At 73.1% G+C, this 19,385-nt stretch carries 14 protein-coding genes; 8 read left to right on the plus strand and 6 right to left on the minus strand.

What is annotated here, in order from left to right:
• Positions 1–37 precede the first annotated feature (37 nt).
• A complete protein-coding gene (locus tag IF27_RS14605; protein WP_052850003.1) occupies positions 38–1,351 on the plus strand; it encodes an NsdA family TPR-like regulatory protein in 1,314 nt (437 codons plus the stop codon).
• A gap of 177 nt (positions 1,352–1,528) precedes the next feature.
• Here the strand turns inward: IF27_RS14605 and IF27_RS14610 are convergent, their stop codons facing one another.
• From IF27_RS14610 to IF27_RS14620, 3 genes are all read right to left on the minus strand, one after another.
• Entirely contained in the window at positions 1,529–1,795 is a 267-nt protein-coding gene (locus IF27_RS14610) for a hypothetical protein (protein WP_052850004.1), read from the minus strand.
• 349 nt (positions 1,796–2,144) lie between these two features.
• Complete coding sequence (locus IF27_RS14615; RefSeq protein ID WP_052850005.1) at positions 2,145–4,052, minus strand: pentapeptide repeat-containing protein; 1,908 nt, start codon at positions 4,050–4,052, stop codon at positions 2,145–2,147.
• 65 nt (positions 4,053–4,117) lie between these two features.
• Positions 4,118–6,214, minus strand: a complete 2,097-nt coding sequence (locus IF27_RS14620; RefSeq protein WP_052850006.1) for a TPR repeat domain-containing protein — start codon at positions 6,212–6,214, stop codon at positions 4,118–4,120.
• Positions 6,215–6,400: 186 nt separating this feature from the next.
• Here IF27_RS14620 and IF27_RS14625 point away from each other — a divergent pair, with 186 nt between their 5' ends.
• A complete protein-coding gene (locus tag IF27_RS14625; protein ID WP_052850007.1) occupies positions 6,401–7,141 on the plus strand; it encodes a calcium-binding protein in 741 nt (246 codons plus the stop codon).
• Between the two features lie 27 nt (positions 7,142–7,168).
• On the opposite strand, the gene IF27_RS14630 is transcribed toward IF27_RS14625, so the two are convergent.
• The 3 genes from IF27_RS14630 to IF27_RS14640 all read right to left on the minus strand — a co-directional run bounded on the left by IF27_RS14630 (position 7,169) and on the right by IF27_RS14640 (position 8,906).
• On the minus strand, positions 7,169–7,702 hold the full coding sequence (locus IF27_RS14630; RefSeq protein WP_190232962.1) for a hypothetical protein: 534 nt from the start codon (positions 7,700–7,702) through the stop codon (positions 7,169–7,171).
• A 66-nt stretch (positions 7,703–7,768) separates the two neighbouring features.
• Positions 7,769–8,128 (minus strand): L-rhamnose mutarotase, encoded by a 360-nt coding sequence (locus tag IF27_RS14635; RefSeq protein WP_052850008.1) that lies wholly within the window; start codon positions 8,126–8,128, stop codon positions 7,769–7,771.
• A gap of 4 nt (positions 8,129–8,132) precedes the next feature.
• Positions 8,133–8,906, minus strand: a complete 774-nt coding sequence (locus IF27_RS14640) for a GntR family transcriptional regulator (protein ID WP_190232963.1) — start codon at positions 8,904–8,906, stop codon at positions 8,133–8,135.
• A gap of 406 nt (positions 8,907–9,312) precedes the next feature.
• On the opposite strand from IF27_RS14640, the gene IF27_RS14645 reads away from it, so the two are divergent.
• From IF27_RS14645 to IF27_RS14670, 6 genes are all read left to right on the plus strand, one after another.
• Complete coding sequence (locus tag IF27_RS14645; RefSeq protein ID WP_052850010.1) at positions 9,313–10,401, plus strand: mandelate racemase/muconate lactonizing enzyme family protein; 1,089 nt, start codon at positions 9,313–9,315, stop codon at positions 10,399–10,401.
• 66 nt (positions 10,402–10,467) lie between these two features.
• Entirely contained in the window at positions 10,468–11,826 is a 1,359-nt protein-coding gene (locus tag IF27_RS14650) for an ABC transporter substrate-binding protein (protein ID WP_223291058.1), read from the plus strand.
• Between the two features lie 166 nt (positions 11,827–11,992).
• Positions 11,993–12,883 (plus strand): carbohydrate ABC transporter permease, encoded by an 891-nt coding sequence (locus IF27_RS14655; protein WP_052850011.1) that lies wholly within the window; start codon positions 11,993–11,995, stop codon positions 12,881–12,883.
• On the plus strand, positions 12,880–13,746 hold the full coding sequence (locus tag IF27_RS14660; protein ID WP_223291059.1) for a carbohydrate ABC transporter permease: 867 nt from the start codon (positions 12,880–12,882) through the stop codon (positions 13,744–13,746). The genes IF27_RS14655 and IF27_RS14660 overlap by 4 nt, the downstream gene beginning before the upstream one ends.
• The gene (locus IF27_RS14665) at positions 13,743–16,424 is read left to right on the plus strand and encodes a laminin G domain-containing protein (RefSeq protein ID WP_052850012.1); all 2,682 of its coding nucleotides are present in this window, start codon (positions 13,743–13,745) and stop codon (positions 16,422–16,424) included. The genes IF27_RS14660 and IF27_RS14665 overlap by 4 nt, the downstream gene beginning before the upstream one ends.
• A gap of 116 nt (positions 16,425–16,540) precedes the next feature.
• Positions 16,541–19,321 carry a discoidin domain-containing protein gene (locus IF27_RS14670; RefSeq protein ID WP_052850013.1) on the plus strand — a complete coding sequence of 927 codons (2,781 nt, stop codon included), beginning with the start codon at positions 16,541–16,543 and terminating at the stop codon, positions 19,319–19,321.
• Positions 19,322–19,385 lie beyond the last annotated feature (64 nt).

The following is a 19,385-nucleotide window of genomic DNA, read 5'->3' on the forward strand; positions in this document are numbered from 1 at the left end:
CTGTCGGCCGGGCCGCGGGCATGAGACGACAGGACACATGACGAACCGGCGCGGCCCGAACCACCAGTTGCGGACGCTGCTCATCGAGGCCGGCTGGACCCAGGAGGCCCTGGCCCGCGCGGTGAACAGCCTCGGCGGCGAGATAGGCGCCGCCCTGCGGTACGACCGCACCGCCGTCGCGCACTGGCTCTCCGGCACGCAGCCCCGGCATCCCGTGCCCCAACTCGCCGCCGAGGCGCTGTCACGGCGCCTGGGCAGGTCCGTCACGCCCGAGGCCGCGGGCTTCCCCGGGGCGGCCCGCGAGCCCGTCCCCACGGACGCCGTGAGCGGCTTCGCCGCGCTCGCCCGCGCCGACGCGGACACCACGCGCCGCGCGCCGCTGCACCAGCGCCCCTACCGCGTCGCGGACGCGACCGTGCCCGCCCCGCCCGAGGCCCAGGAGCCCGCCAGGCCGCTCGGCTCGCGCACGGACGAGACGACGGCCCTGCACGACGCCGTGACGTTCTTCGCCGCCTCCATCGACACGCACGGCGGACGGCACGCCCGCAGCGCCCTGGCCGCCTACCTGGCCGACGACGTCGCCCCGCTCCTCGCCGCCGCACCGCAGGGCCGCCACCGGGCCGAACTCCTCGTCCTGGCCTCCCGCCTGGCGTTCCTGCTGGCGCGGATGTACGAGGACGGGCTGCTGCACGGCGTCGCGCAGCGCTACTACACGTACGCCCACCGCCTGGCGGGCGAGTCGGGCGACCGCACCGCATGGAGCGTCGTGCTGCGCGCCATGAGCGCCCAGGCCCAGCGCCTCGGGCACCTCCCGGCGGCGCTCCAGCTGGCCGAGGCGGCGCACGAGGGGGCCAGGCACGCGCCCCAGGCGCACCAGGCGTACGTCCAGGCCCAACTGGCCGTCGTGCTGGCGCAGAACGGCGACCGGCGCGGCGCCCTGGCCGTCATGGGGCGGGCGGAGCGGGCGGCGGAGCGGTCGCACAACGGCGCCTCGCCGTTCGACAGCTACCCGGTGGCGGCGCTGCACTTCCAGACGTCGGCGATGCTGGAGGCGCTGGGGGAACTGCCTGGCGCCCTCGCGGCGTTGCGCAGGGCCGCGGGTGAGCGCTCGCCCGCCGACCTGCGCGGCCGGGCGCTGAGCCAGGCGCGGTTCGGTCAACTGCTGCTGCGCACGGGGCATCTGGAGGAGGCGTGCGCGGCGTGGGAGGGGTTCCTGCTCACGCAGGAACGATTGCGCTCGGGCGACGCGGAACGCGCGCTGCGCGACATGCGGCAGGCCCTGCGTCCTTACCGGAACAGGAAGCGCGCCGCGGAGCTGCTGACGCGGACCGTGCCCGCCGGGGGCCGCTGAGCGTGCGTGGGCGTCACACAACAGGTGTCAGGGAACGGGAACGGCCACCGCATCGACCCGGGTGTCGTCGCGCGGTGGCCGGAACGGGAAGGTCGGTGGGTGGGCGGCGGAGAGGCGGGCGGCGACGCCGCGCGGACACCGCCGCCCCTCAACAGGTCGGCGGCGTCCGCCGGTCGGTCAGCCCCGTCCGCCGAAGAGCGTGCGGCGCAGTCGCCGCAGCGGCGCGAACAGCAGGACGCGCGCGCCACGGCTGGTGTGCGCCGCGTGCTTGTCACGGCGGGTCAGCTCCAGCATCAGCGTGGTGGCCTCCTCCGCGTCGCGCTGCGGCACGGGGGGCCCGGAGAGCACACTCAGGTGACGGTCGAGCCGCGCACTGTTGGCGCTGCTCCCGCAGTTGATGGCAGGCACGCGGGGCGGCCTGCTGCGCGCTGTTATCTGCTCCATGACTCTCCCACCCGTACAACGACACCCGGTCCGGGCAGAGTAACCCTAACGCCCCACCTGAGCGCCTGGGTATCCCGGGCCCACGATTCACCTTTCCCCGCAACGGGGTTGACGAACACCGCTCGACGCCTCCTCGGCACGGAACCCCTCGAAAAGCCCAGTGCGCCCGGCTTGTCCCGCCCGTCCCGCCCTGCCCGCCACGCCGCGCCGCCATCCACCCACACGGAGGAATCGTCTGCCCGGCGGGACACGCGCTCCGGCGCGCGCTCCCCGTACGGCGGACGGCCCGCGCACGGCAGGTGGCGCCCCCGTACGGCCGCCGGGTGTGACGTACGCCATGCCGCCGCGGTCAGCGTTTGATGCGGCCACGGACCGCGAGGACGGCGAGCCCGAGGAGGAGCGGTTCGGTCAGGCGCGAGGCCATCTCGGTGTAGGTCCCGGCCGTGGTGAGGTTCTGGCCCGACGAGCGGAAGACCGTGGAGTTGATGACGACGCGCAGGGCCTTCTCGAAGCGCGCGGTGGTGAGGCGGTCGGCGAGCGGCCCGGTGGGGTTGACGGGCGGCGGGGTGTCGGTGGTCAGCGACAGGTCACGCCCGGCCTCGACCTGGCGTCCGGCCGTGACCGGTTTCGGGTCCTCCCCCGGCAGGCCCCACAGCATCATCGCGAGGACGGTCACCGTCATCAGGAGCAGCAGCCAGCACATCGCGCGCGACGCGCGCAACCCGTAGCCGGACAGCGCCCAGTAGGCGGCGAGGAGGCCGCGTTCCGCGGGGGTCGTGCCGGTGCGGTCGTGGCGGCGCATCTCGCACTCGCCGTAGTAGAAGTCGGCGGCGCCCGGCTCGTCCTTGGCGTCCTCGAACGCCTTGCGCAGCTGCCGGTACGTCGCCGCGAGCGCCTCGGGGCCCGGCGTACGGCCCGGGTCGGGGTGGTGGGGGCCCGGGCGCCAGGCGCGGCTGGGCAGCTTGCGTCCCGGCACGTGGAAGGGCTGACGGCCCGCCGCCGCGCGCCAGTGGTGCTCCTCGGCGAGCGTGCGGCGGCGCGCCCAGCGCAGCGGCAGGAGGCGCCGGTGGTGCTGGCCCCTGGGCGGCGGGTCGAACCGGGTGCGGCCCTCCATGCGGATCTGGTCGAGGTGGAAGGCCCCGGCGAACAGGCAGTTCGACAGGTCGGTGCCGTTCAGCACGAGCAGCGCCGCGTCCACGCCGCGTACGGACGCGACCCGCACCGCGTCGTCCCGGCCCGCCAGGGCCGCCTCCCCGACCTCGACGGGCGAGCCTGGCGTCCACTCCCGGGTGAAGGGCGCGGGGTGGGCGGTCACGGCGATGGGCGCGGCGAGCACCGCGTCGGTGAGGTCCACGGTCGCGTGGCGCAGCCGGAGGGTGGCGGTCGATTCCCAGCGCGTCCGCACGCAGGAGACCTCGGCTGCCGCCAGCTCCAGCGTGACGGGCGCCCCGAAGAGCGCGCCGTCCAGCACGACACGGCCCGCGCCCACCAGCGGCCCGAGCCGCTGCGTGGCCTCGAAGCGCGCGCCGCCGAACACGGCGTCCCCGGCGAAGGAGGCCGCGTCGAGCGTGACGTCGGCGCGGAACGCGGCCCGCTCGAACGCGGCCCACTCGGCGAAGGACGCCGCCACGAAGACCGCGTCCCCGCCGAACTCGGCGCCGAGGAACAGCGCGTCCCCGCGGAAGTCCGCCTCCCAGAACCTGGCGCGCGTCAGGGACGCCTGGGCGAACACCGCGTCGCCCTGGAAGGTGGCCTTCCCGAACAGGGCGTGCCCCGCGAAGGACGCCGCCCGGAACACCGCGTCGCCGCCGAACGTCACGCCGCCGAACGCGGCGTCGCGCGCGAACACCGCCCCGTCGAACCCGGCGTCGCGCGCGAACGTGGCCCCGGAGAAGAGGGCTTCGCCCTGGAACACCGCACGGCCGAACCTGGCGTCGCCGCCGAACGTGACGTGTCCGAACGCGGCGTCCCCGGCGAACGTCGCCTCCTCGAAGCGGCAGTTGCCCAGGAGCCCCTGCGGATTCTCCATTGTCCGCGAGGCGTTGACGAGGCCGCGCAGCAGGCTGGGGGTGAAGGTGGTGCCGCGGTGGTCGAGGTCGGCGCCGGGGGCGAGCGCGGCGAGATGGGCGGTGCGGTCGGCGTCGGCGAGGTGGACGAGGCAGGCGGTGTGGCCGCCGACGCAAATGCCGCGGCAGCCCACGGGGTCGTCGGGACCGGCGCCGCGCCCGCAGTGCGGCCAGGGGGGCGGAGTGGTCATACGAGGGAGGACGAGCCCCGCCCGCCCGCCGGTTGCCGGTGAACGGCCGTGGTGGACAGGGCCGTTCAGCGGGCGTCGCCGTTGCGCCCCGGGTCGGCGCGGGTGCCGTCGCGTCCCGGGTCGGGGACCGGGCCCGGCACCAGGCTGCTGTCCGGGACGAGCGACAGCGGGACGGAGACGGGCGAGCTGCGGCCGGTCACGTCGAACTCCTTGGCGAGCCCGGTGGTGTGCAGTCGGCCGACGTCGCTGTCGTTCATGGTGGTCGGGCCGATCTCGATGCTCTTGCCGCTGTCCCAGTTGTAGCGGTCCCAGATGTTGACCTGGTACTCCAGGCGGGCCTGCGGCCTGCCGTCCGCGCCCGGCTCCACGGTCACCACGCCGGAGACACCGCGATCGAGGCCGCCCACCGCGAGGTTCCAGTTGTCGTCCTCGAAGGATCTGAACCCCCGGGCCCGGCCGTGCACCGGGATCGAGACGGGCTGACCGCCCGACTTCTCGAACGCCTCACCGGCCTTCTCGACCCACTTCGGGCGGCCCTCCGCGATCGCCGCGTCAACGGAGAACCGCAGCCCGGCGGAGTCCCTGAGCATCCGATCGACGTCCGCCTCCAGCGGGGTGCCGCGGCCGCTCAGGTAGTGGTCCATGAACCGGGACGCGTCCGGCATACCGGCGATGTCCAGGAGGGCGGAGCCGCCCCGCAGCTCGGCCCACAGGGCGTAGTCGCCGCGCCGGGCGTCCTGCGAGTCGTAAGGGCCGGCGCCGGGGTCGTGGTGGTTGTCCGGCGGGGCGGAGAGCAGCCCGGCGTCGAGCAGGTCGTCCCGGTGGGCCCGCCAGAACTCCGCCCGCGCCACCGGGTCCATCGCCGCGAAGGCCGTCCGCAGGGCCGCCTCACGGCCGGGCCGCGTGTCGTCCCCGGCGTCCTCGCGCGCCCACAGGGCCACGACCGTGCGCTGGACGTCCAGTTCGCGGGCCAGCTCGCCCCCGGGTGTGGCGGTGGCGGTGGACATCAGGTCGGCGAAGTCCTCGAACTGTTCCCTGCCCAGCTCCCCGGTGTCCCGGGGCGGCAGGTCGGCGTCGTCGTTCACGCCGAGGTAGGCGGCGACGGCGAGGGGGAGGCGGTCGATCGACCCGCCCACGGCGGGGTCGGTCAGCGTCACGACGCCGTCGGCGACGCGGCCGAGCGCGTCGGCGAGCGAGTCGCGGGCCGCGGGGCTCAGGACGTGGGGGCCGCCGCCGGACAGCGCGCCGAGAGCGGCCAGTTCACGGGCGTCGAGCGCGGCGTAGAACCGCTGGAGGTAGGCGATCTCCCCCGCGGTCAGCGTCACGCCTGGCAGGGGGCGGCCGGTGAGCGGGTCGTACAGCCGCGAGCCGATGGCCGCCAGGGTCGTCGTCCAGCGCTGCAACTCCTCCACGTCGGGCACGTCGCCGCGCAGCGCGTCCGTCAGCCGGTCGGCGGCGAAGGCGGCCATGCCGGTGGTGGTCCACAGGTCGAGGGGGCCGCCGGTGATGTCGTAGCCCAGGCCGTCGAGTTCGGTGCCGTACTCGGCCAGCTTCCGCCGGTAGGCGGCGAGGGCGTCGCCCATCTCGCGGTCGGTAAGGCTCGCACGGTCGGCGACCACGCCGAGGTGGCGGAGCCTGATCATGGCCGCGCGTGACAGCTCGCCGCCCGCCACGGCGCCGGGGGTGAGCAGGTCACCGCCCTCGTAGGTGCCGCCGGTCAACAGCAGCGGGGGCGCGGCGAGTTCGGCCCGCGCCGCCTCCAGTTGCGTCCGGTGGCAGACGTCGAGCCCGCACGGCCCCTCGACGAGGACGTCGATCTCCTCCACGGCCTCCAGGGCCCGGTTCATGGCCCGCACCAACAGGCCGGTCACGGCGTCGAGTTCCGCGCCGTTGCCGTGCAGCCCGCGTGCGGTGGAGTCGATCCGCTCGCGGTCGTCGATGAGGGAGCCGCCGTCCAGGTGCCCCGAGGTCTCCGCCGCCCGGGTCGCCGCCCTGGCCAGGTCCCCGGCGTCATCGGCCTCGGCCGCCGCCCGCGCGTACTGCGCGGCGGTCTCCGCCATGCCGTCGGGGTCGATCTCGTCGAGGAACGCGTGGCGGCGGCTCCACGGCCGCGCGTCGGCCGCCGTCTCGACGTCCTCGCGCGTGAAGTCGGTCTCTGCCACGGCTGGTCACCCCCGTTGCGCTGCGGTACGTCGGCCATCGTACGGACGCCATCCTGTCAGCAGCCGTGCGCCCGGCGGGAGGCACGGATCGGCGGAGCGGGTGTGGACGGGACGGGCGTGATGCAGCAGAGTGACGAATGTTGCCTTGTACACGTCATTACTCTGTCTCGAAGTGAGGACGCACCCATGATGCGGTCACGGCTCATCCCCGCTTCCTCCGCGGCCGTCACTGCCCTGCTGGCCGCCGGTCTCGGCGCGACACCCGCCGCGGCGCGCGACGCCACGACCGTCGGCGCCGACTGGTCCGGCCTCGTGCGGACCGTCACGTTCGAGGGCGGCCCCGAGGCCAACGACCTGCACGTCTTCCCGATGGACACCGGCGCCGAGGTGCGGCGCGTCGGGTTCCGCGACGTGGTGCCGATCGTGCCGGGCCCGCACTGCGCCCATGTCACGCCGGGGGACGCGACGTTCGTCGCCTGCGAGCTGCCGGTGGGCGGCGGCCTGGCGGAGAGCGTACGCGTCCGGCTCGGGGCGGGTGACGACGCGGCCGTGACGAGCGAGGACGCCGTCACCCTGGTCCAGGGCGGCGAGGGCGACGACGAACTGCACGCCCACACGGCCGAGTTGGTGCTCGGCGAGGGCGGCGACGACATGCTGATGGGCAACGGCGTCCTGTTCGGCGGCGACGGCGACGACCACCTGATGGGCCAGCCCATCGACGAGGTGTTCCACGGCGGTCCCGGCGACGACATGATCGAGGGCTGGGACGGCAGGGACCTCGCCTACGGCGACGCGGGCGACGACCACATCTCGGGCGGCGAGGGCGACGACGTCCTCGTCGGCGGCCCCGGGGACGACATGATCAGCGGCGACGGCGGACGGGACATCGTCATCGGTCGGCCGGGCAACGACCACGTCATGCCGTGACGGGCAGCGCCCGGCCACGTCGGCGCGCTACAACTGATCGCCGCGGCGCGCCGGTTCGGGAGGATGCGTCCCGCCACCGTCCTTGACGTCCTGCGCACAGGTGCGCCCCTGGTAGGACTGGTCGTCGGGGATCAACAGCACCCCGGCGACCCGGTCGGGGTGCTCGACGTGGAGCCAGTCGTCGCCCGTGCGGGAACCGTCCGGCTCGGGCCAGGCGCCGGACGCATGGACCGTCAGGCACATCAGCGCCACGCGCCTCCCATCGACCGCGCAGGCGTCCACCGCGGGGCCGCCGTCCGTCCCGGCGACGCCGTCGAAGCGGTAGGTGAAGTGGACCCTGTCCCCCTCGGTGGGCGTCTGCGGGTGCGGCTCCAGACGCCACCCGACGACCTCGGCGGTGACACCGAGAGCCTGCCCCGACGTGTCCACGATCCGCACGCTGGCGGTGGCCTCGCCGCGCTCCGCCCACGTGTCCGTGCAGCCCCAGGGGAAGGAGCAGCCGGGCAGCGCGAGGATCGCCAGGGCCGAGGCGGCGCCGACGAGTATCCGTGCGGGTGACACCGGGACGACCTCCGGTCGGGGAGAGGGGGCCTGGCGGCGTGTCCGGGGGCCGCCCGGCAGCCGCGGCTACGCCTCGGGCTCCTCCTGCGTGCGCGCCTGTGCGGCCAGGTTCCACACCTGACCGAGCGCCATCCCGGCGCCGGGGCCCGCCGGGTGACCGTCCGTCGTCTCGAAGTGGTCCACGTAGGCGCCGATGAACTCCTGCCACCTGTGGTTCACCGGGTCGTCGTCCAGCGCGGCCATCGCCGCGGCGAAGTCGTCGGTCTCCACGAGGTGGAACAGGTGGTCGCCGCTGCGCCAGATCGTCCAGTCGGAGATCCCGGCCGCGCGCAGCGAGGCCAGCAGGTCGGACGGCACCGTCGCGTGCACCGCCTCGTAACCGGCCTCCTGGCCCTGCCTGATGACGGAGTGGAGCGCGATCCGCATGTGCTCAGCCCTCCCGGGCGGTGGTGTCGTGGGGGACCGCGAGGGAGGCGGCCGGGCGCGGGAGCGCGGTCAGACGGTGGCGGGCCACCGTCGTCATCCGGTCCTCCGCCACGCGCGGGAGCGGGTCGGCGGCGCCGACCAGGCGGGCGCGGGCGCGGCGCAGGTGCGTGCCCATGCGGGCGGCGGCCGTCTCGGTGTCCTTCTCGCGCAGGGCCTCCAGGATCCGCTCGTGCTCCAGGCGGGTCTCCTCGGCCATGCCCTCCTCGAAGTGCAGGCGGTACTGGTGGGCGTGCGCGTGGAGGCGGGCGAGGGTGATGCGCAGCAGGCCGTTGCCGCTGAGCGCGGCGATCTGGTCGTGGAACAGCGCGTCGTGGTGCAGGTAGCGGATCAGGGTGGTGCGACTGCCGTCGTCACGGACCCGGCGCATCTCGGCGAGCTGCTCGGCGAGTTGGCCGAGGTCCTCGTGGCGTGAGCGCTCCGCCGCGTGGGCGGCGACGGCCGGTTCCAGGAGCATCCGGACCTCGAACAGCTCGTCCAGGTCACGGGCGTTGAGCAGGGGCGCGGCGGTGTAGCCCGCCAACGACCGCTTCACCACGAGACCTTCGGCCTCCAGGCGGGCGAGTGCCTCGCGGAGCGGGGTCGGGGAGACCCGCAGCTCCTGCGCCAGGGTGTTGATGTTCATCTTCGAGCCGGGCTCGATCTCGTGGTCCACCAGTCGCCGACGGATCGAGTCGTACACCATCTCCGCGAGCATCTGTCGCTGCGGTGCGGCCGTCATCGTGTTCCCTCCCGCTGCCCGTCTCCCATGACCGTCTTCACACAAGACCGTCATCGCGTCGCCATGCTTCGGCTGAATGTAGCGCACACCCAGGATCGTATTTTCTTGGCGCGATGTCGATGCCGATCACCCGGCCGCTGCCACGCCGGAGCCAAACTGCCGTCCGCGGCACGCCAGATCGGACATTCCGGGTGCGCACACGCTCTGAACTGTGGTTTCGCGCGCCCTGATCACAAGATGACTGCCCGGTTCGTCTCGATTGAGTAAACGGAGGGGAAGCCCTTGACACGCGTTCGAACAAAGCTAATCTCGTCAAACGTATATTATCCGGCGCAGCACAGCGAGGTCGCGGCATGGCCTCGACCGACGTCCCCGCCGGGCGGAAACACCAGGCGAGAGGGCACAGATGACACGGATTGTCCATGCGTGCGCCTACATGGCCGACCTTGAGGTGGAAAAGGTCAGGACCGACGCGGTGCAGGCGTTCCTGAAGCAGGAGACGATCTTTGTCGAACTGGGGACGAGCGACGGCCTGACCGGCGTCGGATACACGTACACCATCGGCACCGGCGGCAGTTCCGTCCTCGCCCTGCTGCGGGACCACCTGCTCCCCCGGCTCGCGGGCCGGGACGCCCGGTCGGTCGAGGCGCTGTGGCACGACCTGTTCGCGGCGACGCGGGCGACCACCGTGGGCGCGATCACGTCGCTCGCGCTGGCCGCCGTCGATACCGCCCTGTGGGACCTGCGGTGCCTGCGGGCCGGTGAGCCGCTGTGGCGGCTGGCCGGGGGGTTCCGCGACCGGGTGCCGCTCTACGACACGGAGGGCGGCTGGCTCCACCTCACGACCGACGAGCTGGTCGCCGGTGCCCTCGCCGCGCAGGCCGCCGGCTGGCCCGGCGTCAAGCTGAAGGTCGGGAAGCCCCGGCTGGCGGAGGACGTCGAACGGCTGGACGCGGTGCGCTCGGCGGTCGGCCCCGGCATGGACCTCATGGTCGATGCCAACCAGTCGATGACCCGCGCCGAGGCCCGCAGGCGTGCCGCCGCCTTCGAGCCGTTCGGCCTGGCCTGGCTGGAGGAGCCGCTGCCCGCCGACGACCCGCAGGGCCACGCGTTCCTCGCCCGCTCCACCTCCGTACCCGTGGCGGTCGGGGAGTCGCTCTACTCCCTGGGCCAGTTCCGCGCGTACCTGACGCAGGACGCGGCGTCCGTCGTCCAGGCCGACGCCGCCCGTGTCGGGGGCATCACGCCCTGGCTGAAGGTGGCGCACCTCGCGGACGCCTTCGGCAGCGACGTCTGCCCGCACTTCCTGATGGAACTCCACGTCAGCCTGGCCGCCGCGATCCCGAACGGCCGCTACGTGGAGCACATCCCCCAGCTGCGCGCCATCACCCGTGGCGAGCTGGAGATCGTCGAAGGCCACGCCGTGCCCCCGGAGACCCCCGGGCTCGGCATCGACTGGGACCGGGACGCCATCGACGACCGAAGAGTCGCCTGAGCGCCGACCGGCCGCGCCCCCCGTTCACCGAGGACCCCCCACCGTTCACCCGTCCACGCACGGCGCGTGGACCGCTACGACAACCGCGACCCGCCCGGCGGGCGCGCGTTCGACCAGATCATCAAGGAGGATGGCATGAAGCGCAGACGTTCCACGTTTGCCATGGTCACGGGGCTGATGACCGCACTGGCCCTGACGGGGTGCTCGACCAGCGAGTCCGGAGGCTCCGGGGGCGGTTCCGGCGGTTCCGACCTCACGTTCATGACGTTCGAGACCCCCGCGCTGACCGCCGACTTCTGGGACTCCTCCATAGCCGAGGCCGAGGAGGTGGCGGGCGTCCAGGTCAGCAAGATCGTCACCCCGAACGCCGACCGCACGGCCTATGCCAAGCAGCTCCAGGCGTCGGGGCAGTTCCCCGACATCCTGTCGTCGATCAACCCGAAGGACTTCACCGGCGCCGACCTGCTGGAGCCGTTCGACCAGGCGTGGCTTGAGGAGAACTTCACCGACCCCGACGGCAACGCGATCGACGGCGCGACGTACATCCCGCCGTCCAACTCGCAGATCATCCCGCTGGTCTTCTACAACAAGACGATCTTCGCCGAGCACGACCTCGAAGTGCCGACCACCTGGGACGAGTTCGTCAACGTGGTCACCACCCTGCGTGAGGCCGACGTGACGCCCGTCCAGCTGGCCGGCGGCGAGCCGTGGTCCGCGTCCCTCCCGCTGGCGGGCATCATCACCGCCGACGTGCTGGGGGCGAACCCGGACTGGATCCAGCAGCGGTACGCGGGCGACGTCTCCTTCACCGACCCCGAGATGGTCTCGGCCGTCGGCAAGTACCGCCAGCTCATCGAGGCCGGTGCGTTCGACGACAACGCCCTGGGCGTGAACTACGCCGACGCCAACGCCGACTTCCTGGCCGGTGGCGCCGCGATGTACCCGATGGGCAGCTGGTTCATCGGCCAGATCCCCGCCGAGGACGCCGCCGACTTCGGCACCTTCCTGCTGCCGAGCGAGACCGGCGAGGCCGTCGTGCCGTTCAACACCGGTGGCACCACGTCCGTCAGCTCAGGATCCTCGGACGTCGAGGGCGCGGTCGAGTTCGCCCAGGCGTGGTCCCTGTCCACGGACAACATGCGCACCCTCATCGAGACCGACGGCGCCTTCCCCATGCTGAGCAACGTTCCCTTCGAGGACTTCGGCGCCGAGGTCACCGAGGTCTACACGGACGCCTACCGGTTCGTGACCGACGAGCCCCTGCAGGTCAGCGCGTTCGGCCAGGTCAACAACGACGACGCCCTGCCGCCCGGCCTCGTGGACCAGTTCAACGCCCTGTCGCAGGCCCTGTTCACCGACGGCGACGTGGAAGGCCAGCTCGCCACGTTCGACGGCGCGTGGGACCAGGCGGCCTCCGCGCAGTAACCGCGGCCACCGGTCGGCGGGCGCGTGCCGGGGCACCGGCCCCGCGGCGCCCGCCGACCCCCCGCACCACACCGCACCGCACGCCTCACCGGCACGACACAGACCACCATCCCTGACGCCACGCCTGCTCCGCCCCGCCCGTCGCGGAGCAGGAAAGGACCTCGCCGTGCGCAGACGAACACCACTCTCCAGCCGAAGGCTCGGACTGGCCCCGGTCGCGTGGATCGCGTTCATCCTCTACGGGATGTTCCTGCTCTACCCGCTGGTGCGCAGCTTCCTCTTCAGCTTCACCGACCGGAGCCCGCTCCAGACCGACAGCGACTTCGTCGGGCTCGACAACTACCGGGAGCTGCTCTCCGACGACCGGCTCATGGACAGCCTGATGTTCACGGGAATCGTGGTCGTCTCCGTCACCGTGGTCGCCAACGCGGCCGGGCTGCTGCTGGCCATGATCCTCAACCGCTCCACCGCGAACTACCGCGTCATGCGGACGCTCATCTTCATCCCACAGGTGCTCTCGGGGGTCGTCGTCGGCTTCATCTGGCGCAGCCTCCTCACCCAGAACGGCCTGCTGAACCAGCTCCTGGAGCAGATCGGCGTCATCGACGAGCCCGTCGCCTGGCTCGGCAGCTCGGGGCTGGCGACGTTCTCCATCTGCGCCGTCGTGAGCTGGGTGACGATCGCCTTCGCCACCGTCGTCTACACGGCGTCCCTCCAGTCCGTGCCGCGCGAGCTGTACGAGGCGGCGCGCATGGACGGCACCGGCGCGTTCGGCCGCTTCCGCCACGTCACCCTCCCGATGGTGGCGCCCGGCATGACGATCAGCGTCGTCCTGTGCCTGATCACGACGCTGAAGCTCTACGACGTGATCGCCGTCCTGACCGGTGGCGGCCCCGCCAACTCGACCGAGTCCACGGCGCTCTACCTGGTCAACGTCGCGTTCACCGGCAACCGTTTCGGCTACGCCTCGGCCATCGCCATGCTGCTGCTCGCGCTGACCGCCGTCGTCTCCTACGTCGTCACGTCCCTCCTGCGCAGAAGGGAGGTCAGCCTGTGAGCAGGTCTGCCTCGATCCACCGGCCCTCGGCACAGCGGCCGTCCCTGCGCGGCGGCGCGCGGCTGACGGGCGCGTGGGCGGTCACGCTCGTCTTCGTCCTGCCCGTCTACGTCGCGTTCGTCAGCGCGTTCAAGACGCAGGAGCAGATCCTCTCCAACCCGGCCGCGCCGCCCGCGCCGTTCACCTTCGACAACATCACCGAGGCGCTGCAACGGCCCGACAACCTGGTGCAGGCCGGGCTGCTCAACTCGATCCTGGTGACGGTCGCCACGCTCGTCATCGTCATCCCGCTCAGCTCCGCCCTGGCCTTCTACGTCTCGGAGCGCTCCCCCAGGATCAGGGGCGCCCTCCTCGCGCTCTTCGCGCTGGGCCTGATGGTTCCGCCGCAGGTGGTGCTGCTGCCGATCGTGCTCCAGCTCCAGGACCTCGGCCTGTCCAACAGCTATACGGGGCTGATCCTGTCGAACGTCGGCGGCGGCTACCTGTCGTTCGCCGTCTTCGTCTACGTCGGCTTCCTGCGCAGCGTGCCGCGCGAGGTGATCGAGGCGGCCCGCGTGGACGGCGCCGGTGACCTGCGCGTGTGGTGGCGGATCATCTTCCCCGTCGTGCGCCCGGCCACCGCGACCGTGGGGATCTTCCTCGGCCTGTGGGTGTGGAACGACTTCCTGAACCCGCAGTTCATCCTCGGCCCGCTCCAGGGCCAGACGATCACGACGGGCATCTACGTGTCCCTCGGCGCCTACTCGACGGACTACAGCCACCTCTTCGCGATCATGTTCCTCGCGGCGGTCATCCCGGTGGTCGGCTACCTCGTCAGCCAGCGCGAATTCATCCACGGCCTGATGTCCGGAGCGTCCCGATGACCGAGCCCACGCCTTCCCTGCCGACCCTGTCCCTGCCGACCCTGTCCCTGCCCGCCCTGGACGAGCTGGCCGGTGCCTGGACCGACCGCTCCGCCCTCGCCCACCTCCCGTCGCTGCGCAACCAGTGGGGCCAGGGCCACGTCAACAACGACCTGACGTCCCTGTCCTGGGTCGCGTTCCCGCCCTACAGCGGCGGCTACCACACCGGCGCCCTGCGCATCGACGGCCAGTTGCCCGCCGCCACGCGCCTGCGCTGGTCCCCGTGGGGCGTCGAGCGCGCCGCCCGCGTGGGCGGGCTGAGCGTCACGACCGACACGCGCATGGGGTACGAGCGCAGCCGTCTGCTGTGGCGACTGACGCTGCGCAACGACTCGGCCGCGCCGGTCACCGCCGCCGTCGAGCAGGAACTGCTCGCGATGTTCGCCCACTCGGAGGTGGACTGGGGCTGGCTGTACGGCACCCCCTGGACCGCCGGGCACCACCACGACTACTACACGACCGAGCGCCTGCGCGCCGAGACCACGGCGCAGCGGCCCCGCCAGGTGCAGCTGGCGCCGCTCGGCCCGCGCTTCGTGCGGCTCGGCAGCCCCCGCATCCCCGGCATCCAGCGGGACGAGGACTCCGCGCCGATGCTGCTCGAATTCGAGCTGCCGGACCACTCCACGCCCGACTCGGGTCGCGTCCGCGCCCCCGGCGCGAGCTGCACGGTGCGCGGCATCGCCGTGGTGCGCGCCGACGGCGGCACGGAGCACGTCGGGGACGCCGCCGCGGAGCACGCCGTGCGGCCCGACACCGACCGGCGGCTCGACGCCGTCGAGCTGCGCACCGGCGACACGTTCCGCTTCGACGTGCTGGTCGGGCAGGCGGGCGGGTCGGGCGTCGTCCTGACCCACGGCAACCACCCCGACTCCCTCCAGGTCGCCCTGGAGGACGGGCGGCTGTCGCTGCGGATCGCGGGCGAGCACGAGACGGCGGCCGAGCCGCTGCCGACCGGCGTCTGGCACACCGTCACGGTGCGGCTGGACGACGAGGCCGCCGAGCTGTCCGTGGACGGCGCCGCGGCGCTGCGCACCACGCCCTGGTGGTCGGGCCGCCGCTGGAACGCGCGCGTGGACGGCGCGTCCGTCGTCGTCGAGGACGCCCGCAGCGCCGCCCGTTCCGCCTACTCCTTCGACACGGCGCCGACCTCCCTGGCCGCCGAGGGCGCCCGCGGCACGGCCCGCTGGGACGTGACGCTGGCGCCGGGGCAGGAGGTCGCCATCGGCTTCGTCCTCGACATCGCCGACTCCACGGGCGAGGCGCTCGCCGGCTCCCGCGCCACGGCCGACGGCTTCACCGCGGCGTTCGACGCCGTGGCCGACCGCTGGCGGGAGACGTGGCAGGCCGCGTTCACCCCGGGCAACGCCGAGTTCTCGGGCCACCTGCCGACGTTCCACACGCAGGACGCCGACCTCTCGCGCACCTACTACCTCGGCGCGCTCCTCGCCGTCTACATGCGCAACACCCAGGTCAGCCCGATCGGCCCGGTGTTCCTCACCGGCGGCCCGCGCCTCGGCCCCACGACCACGTTCTTCTGGGACCAGTCGGAATGGGCCCGCACCGCCGCGCTGCTCGACCCGGCGGGGGTACGCGCCTGGCTCGTCGCCTCGATGACCGTGCCGTACGACCACTGCCACTCGTTCGACACGCGCAACGTCCTGCCGGTCGGCAACCACTACGCGGCGAACGACCACGCCATCTTCCGCAGCGTCAAGGCCTACCTCGGCGTCACCGGCGACCTGTCGCTGCTGGACGAGACGGCGGGCGATCGCAGCGTCCTCGACCACCTGCGCGCGATGGCCTACCGGCCGCGTGAGCGCCGCGCCGCGTTCGGGGACGGGGTGCTCATGGACTTCGGCCGCGACGCGTGGGAGCTCCTGGAGTGCGTCCCCAACTACCGGGACGGCGTGGTCTCCCTGAACGCGGGCCACGTCGGGATGCTGCGCTCCCTCGCCGCCCTCCTGCGCGTCCTCGACCCCGACGGCGGGAACGAGCTGGAGGCCAAGGCGGCGCAGGCCGACGCCGACGAGCTGGCCCACGCCGTGCTCGGCCAGTACGCGGGCGGCGGGCGCTGGAACATCGCGCACCCCGAGGGCGACGAGGTCATCGGCCACTGCCTGGACTTCGAACTGGTCGTCGCCGACATGGGCGAGGACCTGCCCGAGCGGCACCGCGCCGAGATGGCCGACTTCGTCACCGGCCACCTCATCGACGGCGACTGGATGCGGGCCCTCGACCCCGAGGACCCGATCGCGCCGCTGTCCGACCGGCCCGACCACGGCGCGGGCGGCGCCTTCGCCGCCTGGCCGGGCGCCACCGCCTTCGGCCTGTGCCGCCTCGGCCGCCACGAGGACGCGGCCGGGCTGCTGCGCCGCGCGCACCGCGCCACCTCGGGCGCGCTGTGGGGGCAGGCGATGGAGGTCACCGCGGACGGCGGGTACCGGGTCGCGGAGCGCGGCGTGGCCAACCGCGACAGCAACGCCGCCGTCGCCGTGACGGAGACCGTCCTCGCCGGTCTCTTCGGCATCGAGGCCGGGATCGAGAGCCTGGGCCGCCGGGTCGGCCGGGTCGAGACCCCCTTCGGCCGCCTCACGAACGTCCGTGCCGTCGGCTTCTCCCTCCCCGTACGGGAGTCGTGAGCCGCCCGGCACGGCACAGATCCACCTCGCACTCCCCACCAGACCCCACTCGAAGGAGAGACATCATGGGGCAGGAGAGAACACCGCGCGAGACTCCGGGTTTCCGGAGGCGCGCGATGCTGGCCGCACCCTTGGCACTCGCGGCGGCCAGCCAGCTCGGGGCACCAGGATCGGCGTTCGCACAGACCACCGCCGTCCGGGCTGCGGCAGCCGCCCGGCCGACGGACGCCCAGCGCTGGGACGCGCTGCGGGCCAAGCTCGCCGGGATCGAGGGCGTGTGGACGAACCAGGCGTACGCCGGTGGCGTCAACAACGCGATGCCGGACACGGCGCTCCTCGGCAACGGTGACGTCGGCGTCACCTCGGGCGGCAGCGAGGGCGTCAAGACGTTCCGCATCTCCAAGGGCGACTTCTGGAACGGCAACCCGCGCCCGATACCGGCGGCGATCGGCGGCACCACCCTGGGCCCGGCGACCGCGCAGCCCGGCGGCAACCTGGCGCTCGGCGCCGCCGCGACGGCGAGCAGCAGCGACGGCGCGTTCCCGCCGGCCCGTGCCGTGAACGGCGAGTGGGGCAGCGGCTACGAGGGCTGGGTGTCGCAGGTCGGCAAGCCCCAGTGGATCAGGCTGGACCTGCGCGCCGAGCAGACGATCGCCCGCTGGGTGGTCCGCAACGACGAGGCGGCCCGCCCCGGCAACGGCGCGCACAACACGCGGAACGTGACGCTCCAGGTCAGCTCGGACGGCACCACCTGGCGCACCATCGACACGGTGACGGGCAACACCGCCGCCGTCATCCAGCGCGACGTCACGGCGACGCGGGCGCGTTACGTCCGGCTGAACATCACCGAGCCGACCCAGTCGAGCACGCCCGACACGACGCAGAACCCCCGCGCGCGGATCGGGCAGATCGAGCTGTACGCCCAGCCGGGCGGCAACCAGCCGCCGAGCCGCCCGTTCCGCGAGACGCAGCAGATCGTGGACGGCGACATCAACACCGAGATGTACATCGGCGACACGCAGCTGTCGCTGGTGACCCGGCTGGCCGCGAACAGCAACATCCTCATCACCTCGGTCACCTCGCGCGGCTCCCAGGCCGTGCGGCTCCAGTCCTCGACGTGGGCAGGCGCGGCCACGGCCAGGCCCGAGTACACCAACACCTCGGGCGTGGACGGCGCGACGATGTGGGCGCAGCGCACCACGGCGCCCGGCAGCAACTGGGTGTCCCGGGCGGCCCTGGCGACGCGCATCCTGGGCGGCGCGTCCGTGGAGACCCCGCGGGCCTCCGGGGCGACGGCCAGCGTGTACTTCACGCTCCAGCCCGGCGCGACGGCCCACATCATCACCGCGATCGCGGGCGGCGGGCGCAACCCGGCGAACCCGGCGGCGGACGCGAGGGCCCTGGTGGCCGCGCAGGCCGTCGGCACCATCGCGACCCTCGACACCGAGCGCGTCGCCTGGTGGCGTGACTACTGGATGCGGTCCGACGTCCACCTCGGGGACGCCGCCCTGGAGCGCTTCTACTACCCGGCGCAGTACTTCATCGGGTCCTCCGCGCGCGCGGGGAAGGTGGCGCCGGGGCTGTACGGCCTGTGGACGACGACGGACTACCCGCAGTTCAGCGGCGACTACCACCTCAACTACAACGCGCAGGCGCCGTTCTACGGCGTCTACTCCAGCAACAGGCCCGAGCTGTCGCGCCCGTTCCACCAGGTGATCATGGACTACGTGCCCGAGGCGCGGCGCCGTGCCCGGGAGGACCTGCGGCGGGTGAAGTCCGACTACGTGGGCGGGCGTTTCCCCTCGGGCGGCGTGCCCGGCGGTGTGCTGTTCCCCGTGGGCATCGGCCCCTGGGGCTCGACCACCGACGACCAGTACCACCAGCAGGTGTCGAACGCCCTGTTCTCCGCCTCGCAGTTCGTCGAGTACTACGAGTACACGCAGGACCGCACGTTCCTGCGGGACCAGGCGTACCCGTTCCTGGTGGACGTCGCCACGTTCTTCGAGCACTACCTGGAGTACGACGCGGCGGCCGGGCGCTACCGCCTGTGGAGCGGCCCGCACGAGGGCACGTGGGGCCAGGACTCGTCGGCCGACATCGGCCTGCTGAAGCAGGTGTACGGCGCGGTCATCAGCGGCAGCCAGACGCTGGGCGTGGACTCGGGACGCCGCGCGACCTGGCAGAACATCCTGAACCGGCTCCCCGAGCAGGCGACGATCGTCCGGAACGGGACCACCGTGTACTCGCTGGTGCGCGGCGGCACCATGCAGGGCGACGACACGCGGGACTTCCGGCCGGGCGACAACACCATCAACCTGGAGTTCGTCCACCCGGGCGACGTGCTGGGCATCACCTCGGCCCAGGCGCAGCGGCAGATCGGCATCAGCACGCTGGACGCCATGAACTCCTGGGGGCAGAACAACAGTTTCCCGAAGGTGTTCACGCAGGCGGCCAGGGTCGGCTACCCCGCCCAGTCGCTGATCGACCGGTTCAAGACCGTCATCTCCACCCGCACGGCCGCGAACCTCCGCATCACCGACCCGTACCACGGGATCGAGAAGTCGGGCACGACCGAGGCCATCAACAACATGCTGGTGCAGGGCCACGGCGGCGTGATCACGCTGTTCCCCGTGTGGCCGTCCGCGCGTGACGCGAGCTTCAACCGGCTGCGTATGCCGGGGGCGTTCGTCGTGTCCAGCGCGCGGCAGGGCGGCGCCGTGCTGTACGCCGACGTCGTCAGCCAGGTCGGCGGCACGCTGCGGCTGACCAACGCCTGGCCGGGCCGGACGATCGCCGTCACCAACGCGGCGGGCCAGCCCGTGTCCTTCACCACCACCGGCGGTGTCATCACCGTCCAGACCGCCGCGGGACAGACGTACCGCGTGGACCCGGTCTGATCCGAACGTGGCCCGTGGCGCGCGCACCACGCGTCACGGGCCACCCCCCACGCCACCCCCCATC

The sequence above is a fragment of the Streptomyces avicenniae genome, assembly GCF_000719135.1.
Classification (GTDB): domain Bacteria; phylum Actinomycetota; class Actinomycetes; order Streptomycetales; family Streptomycetaceae; genus Streptomyces; species Streptomyces avicenniae.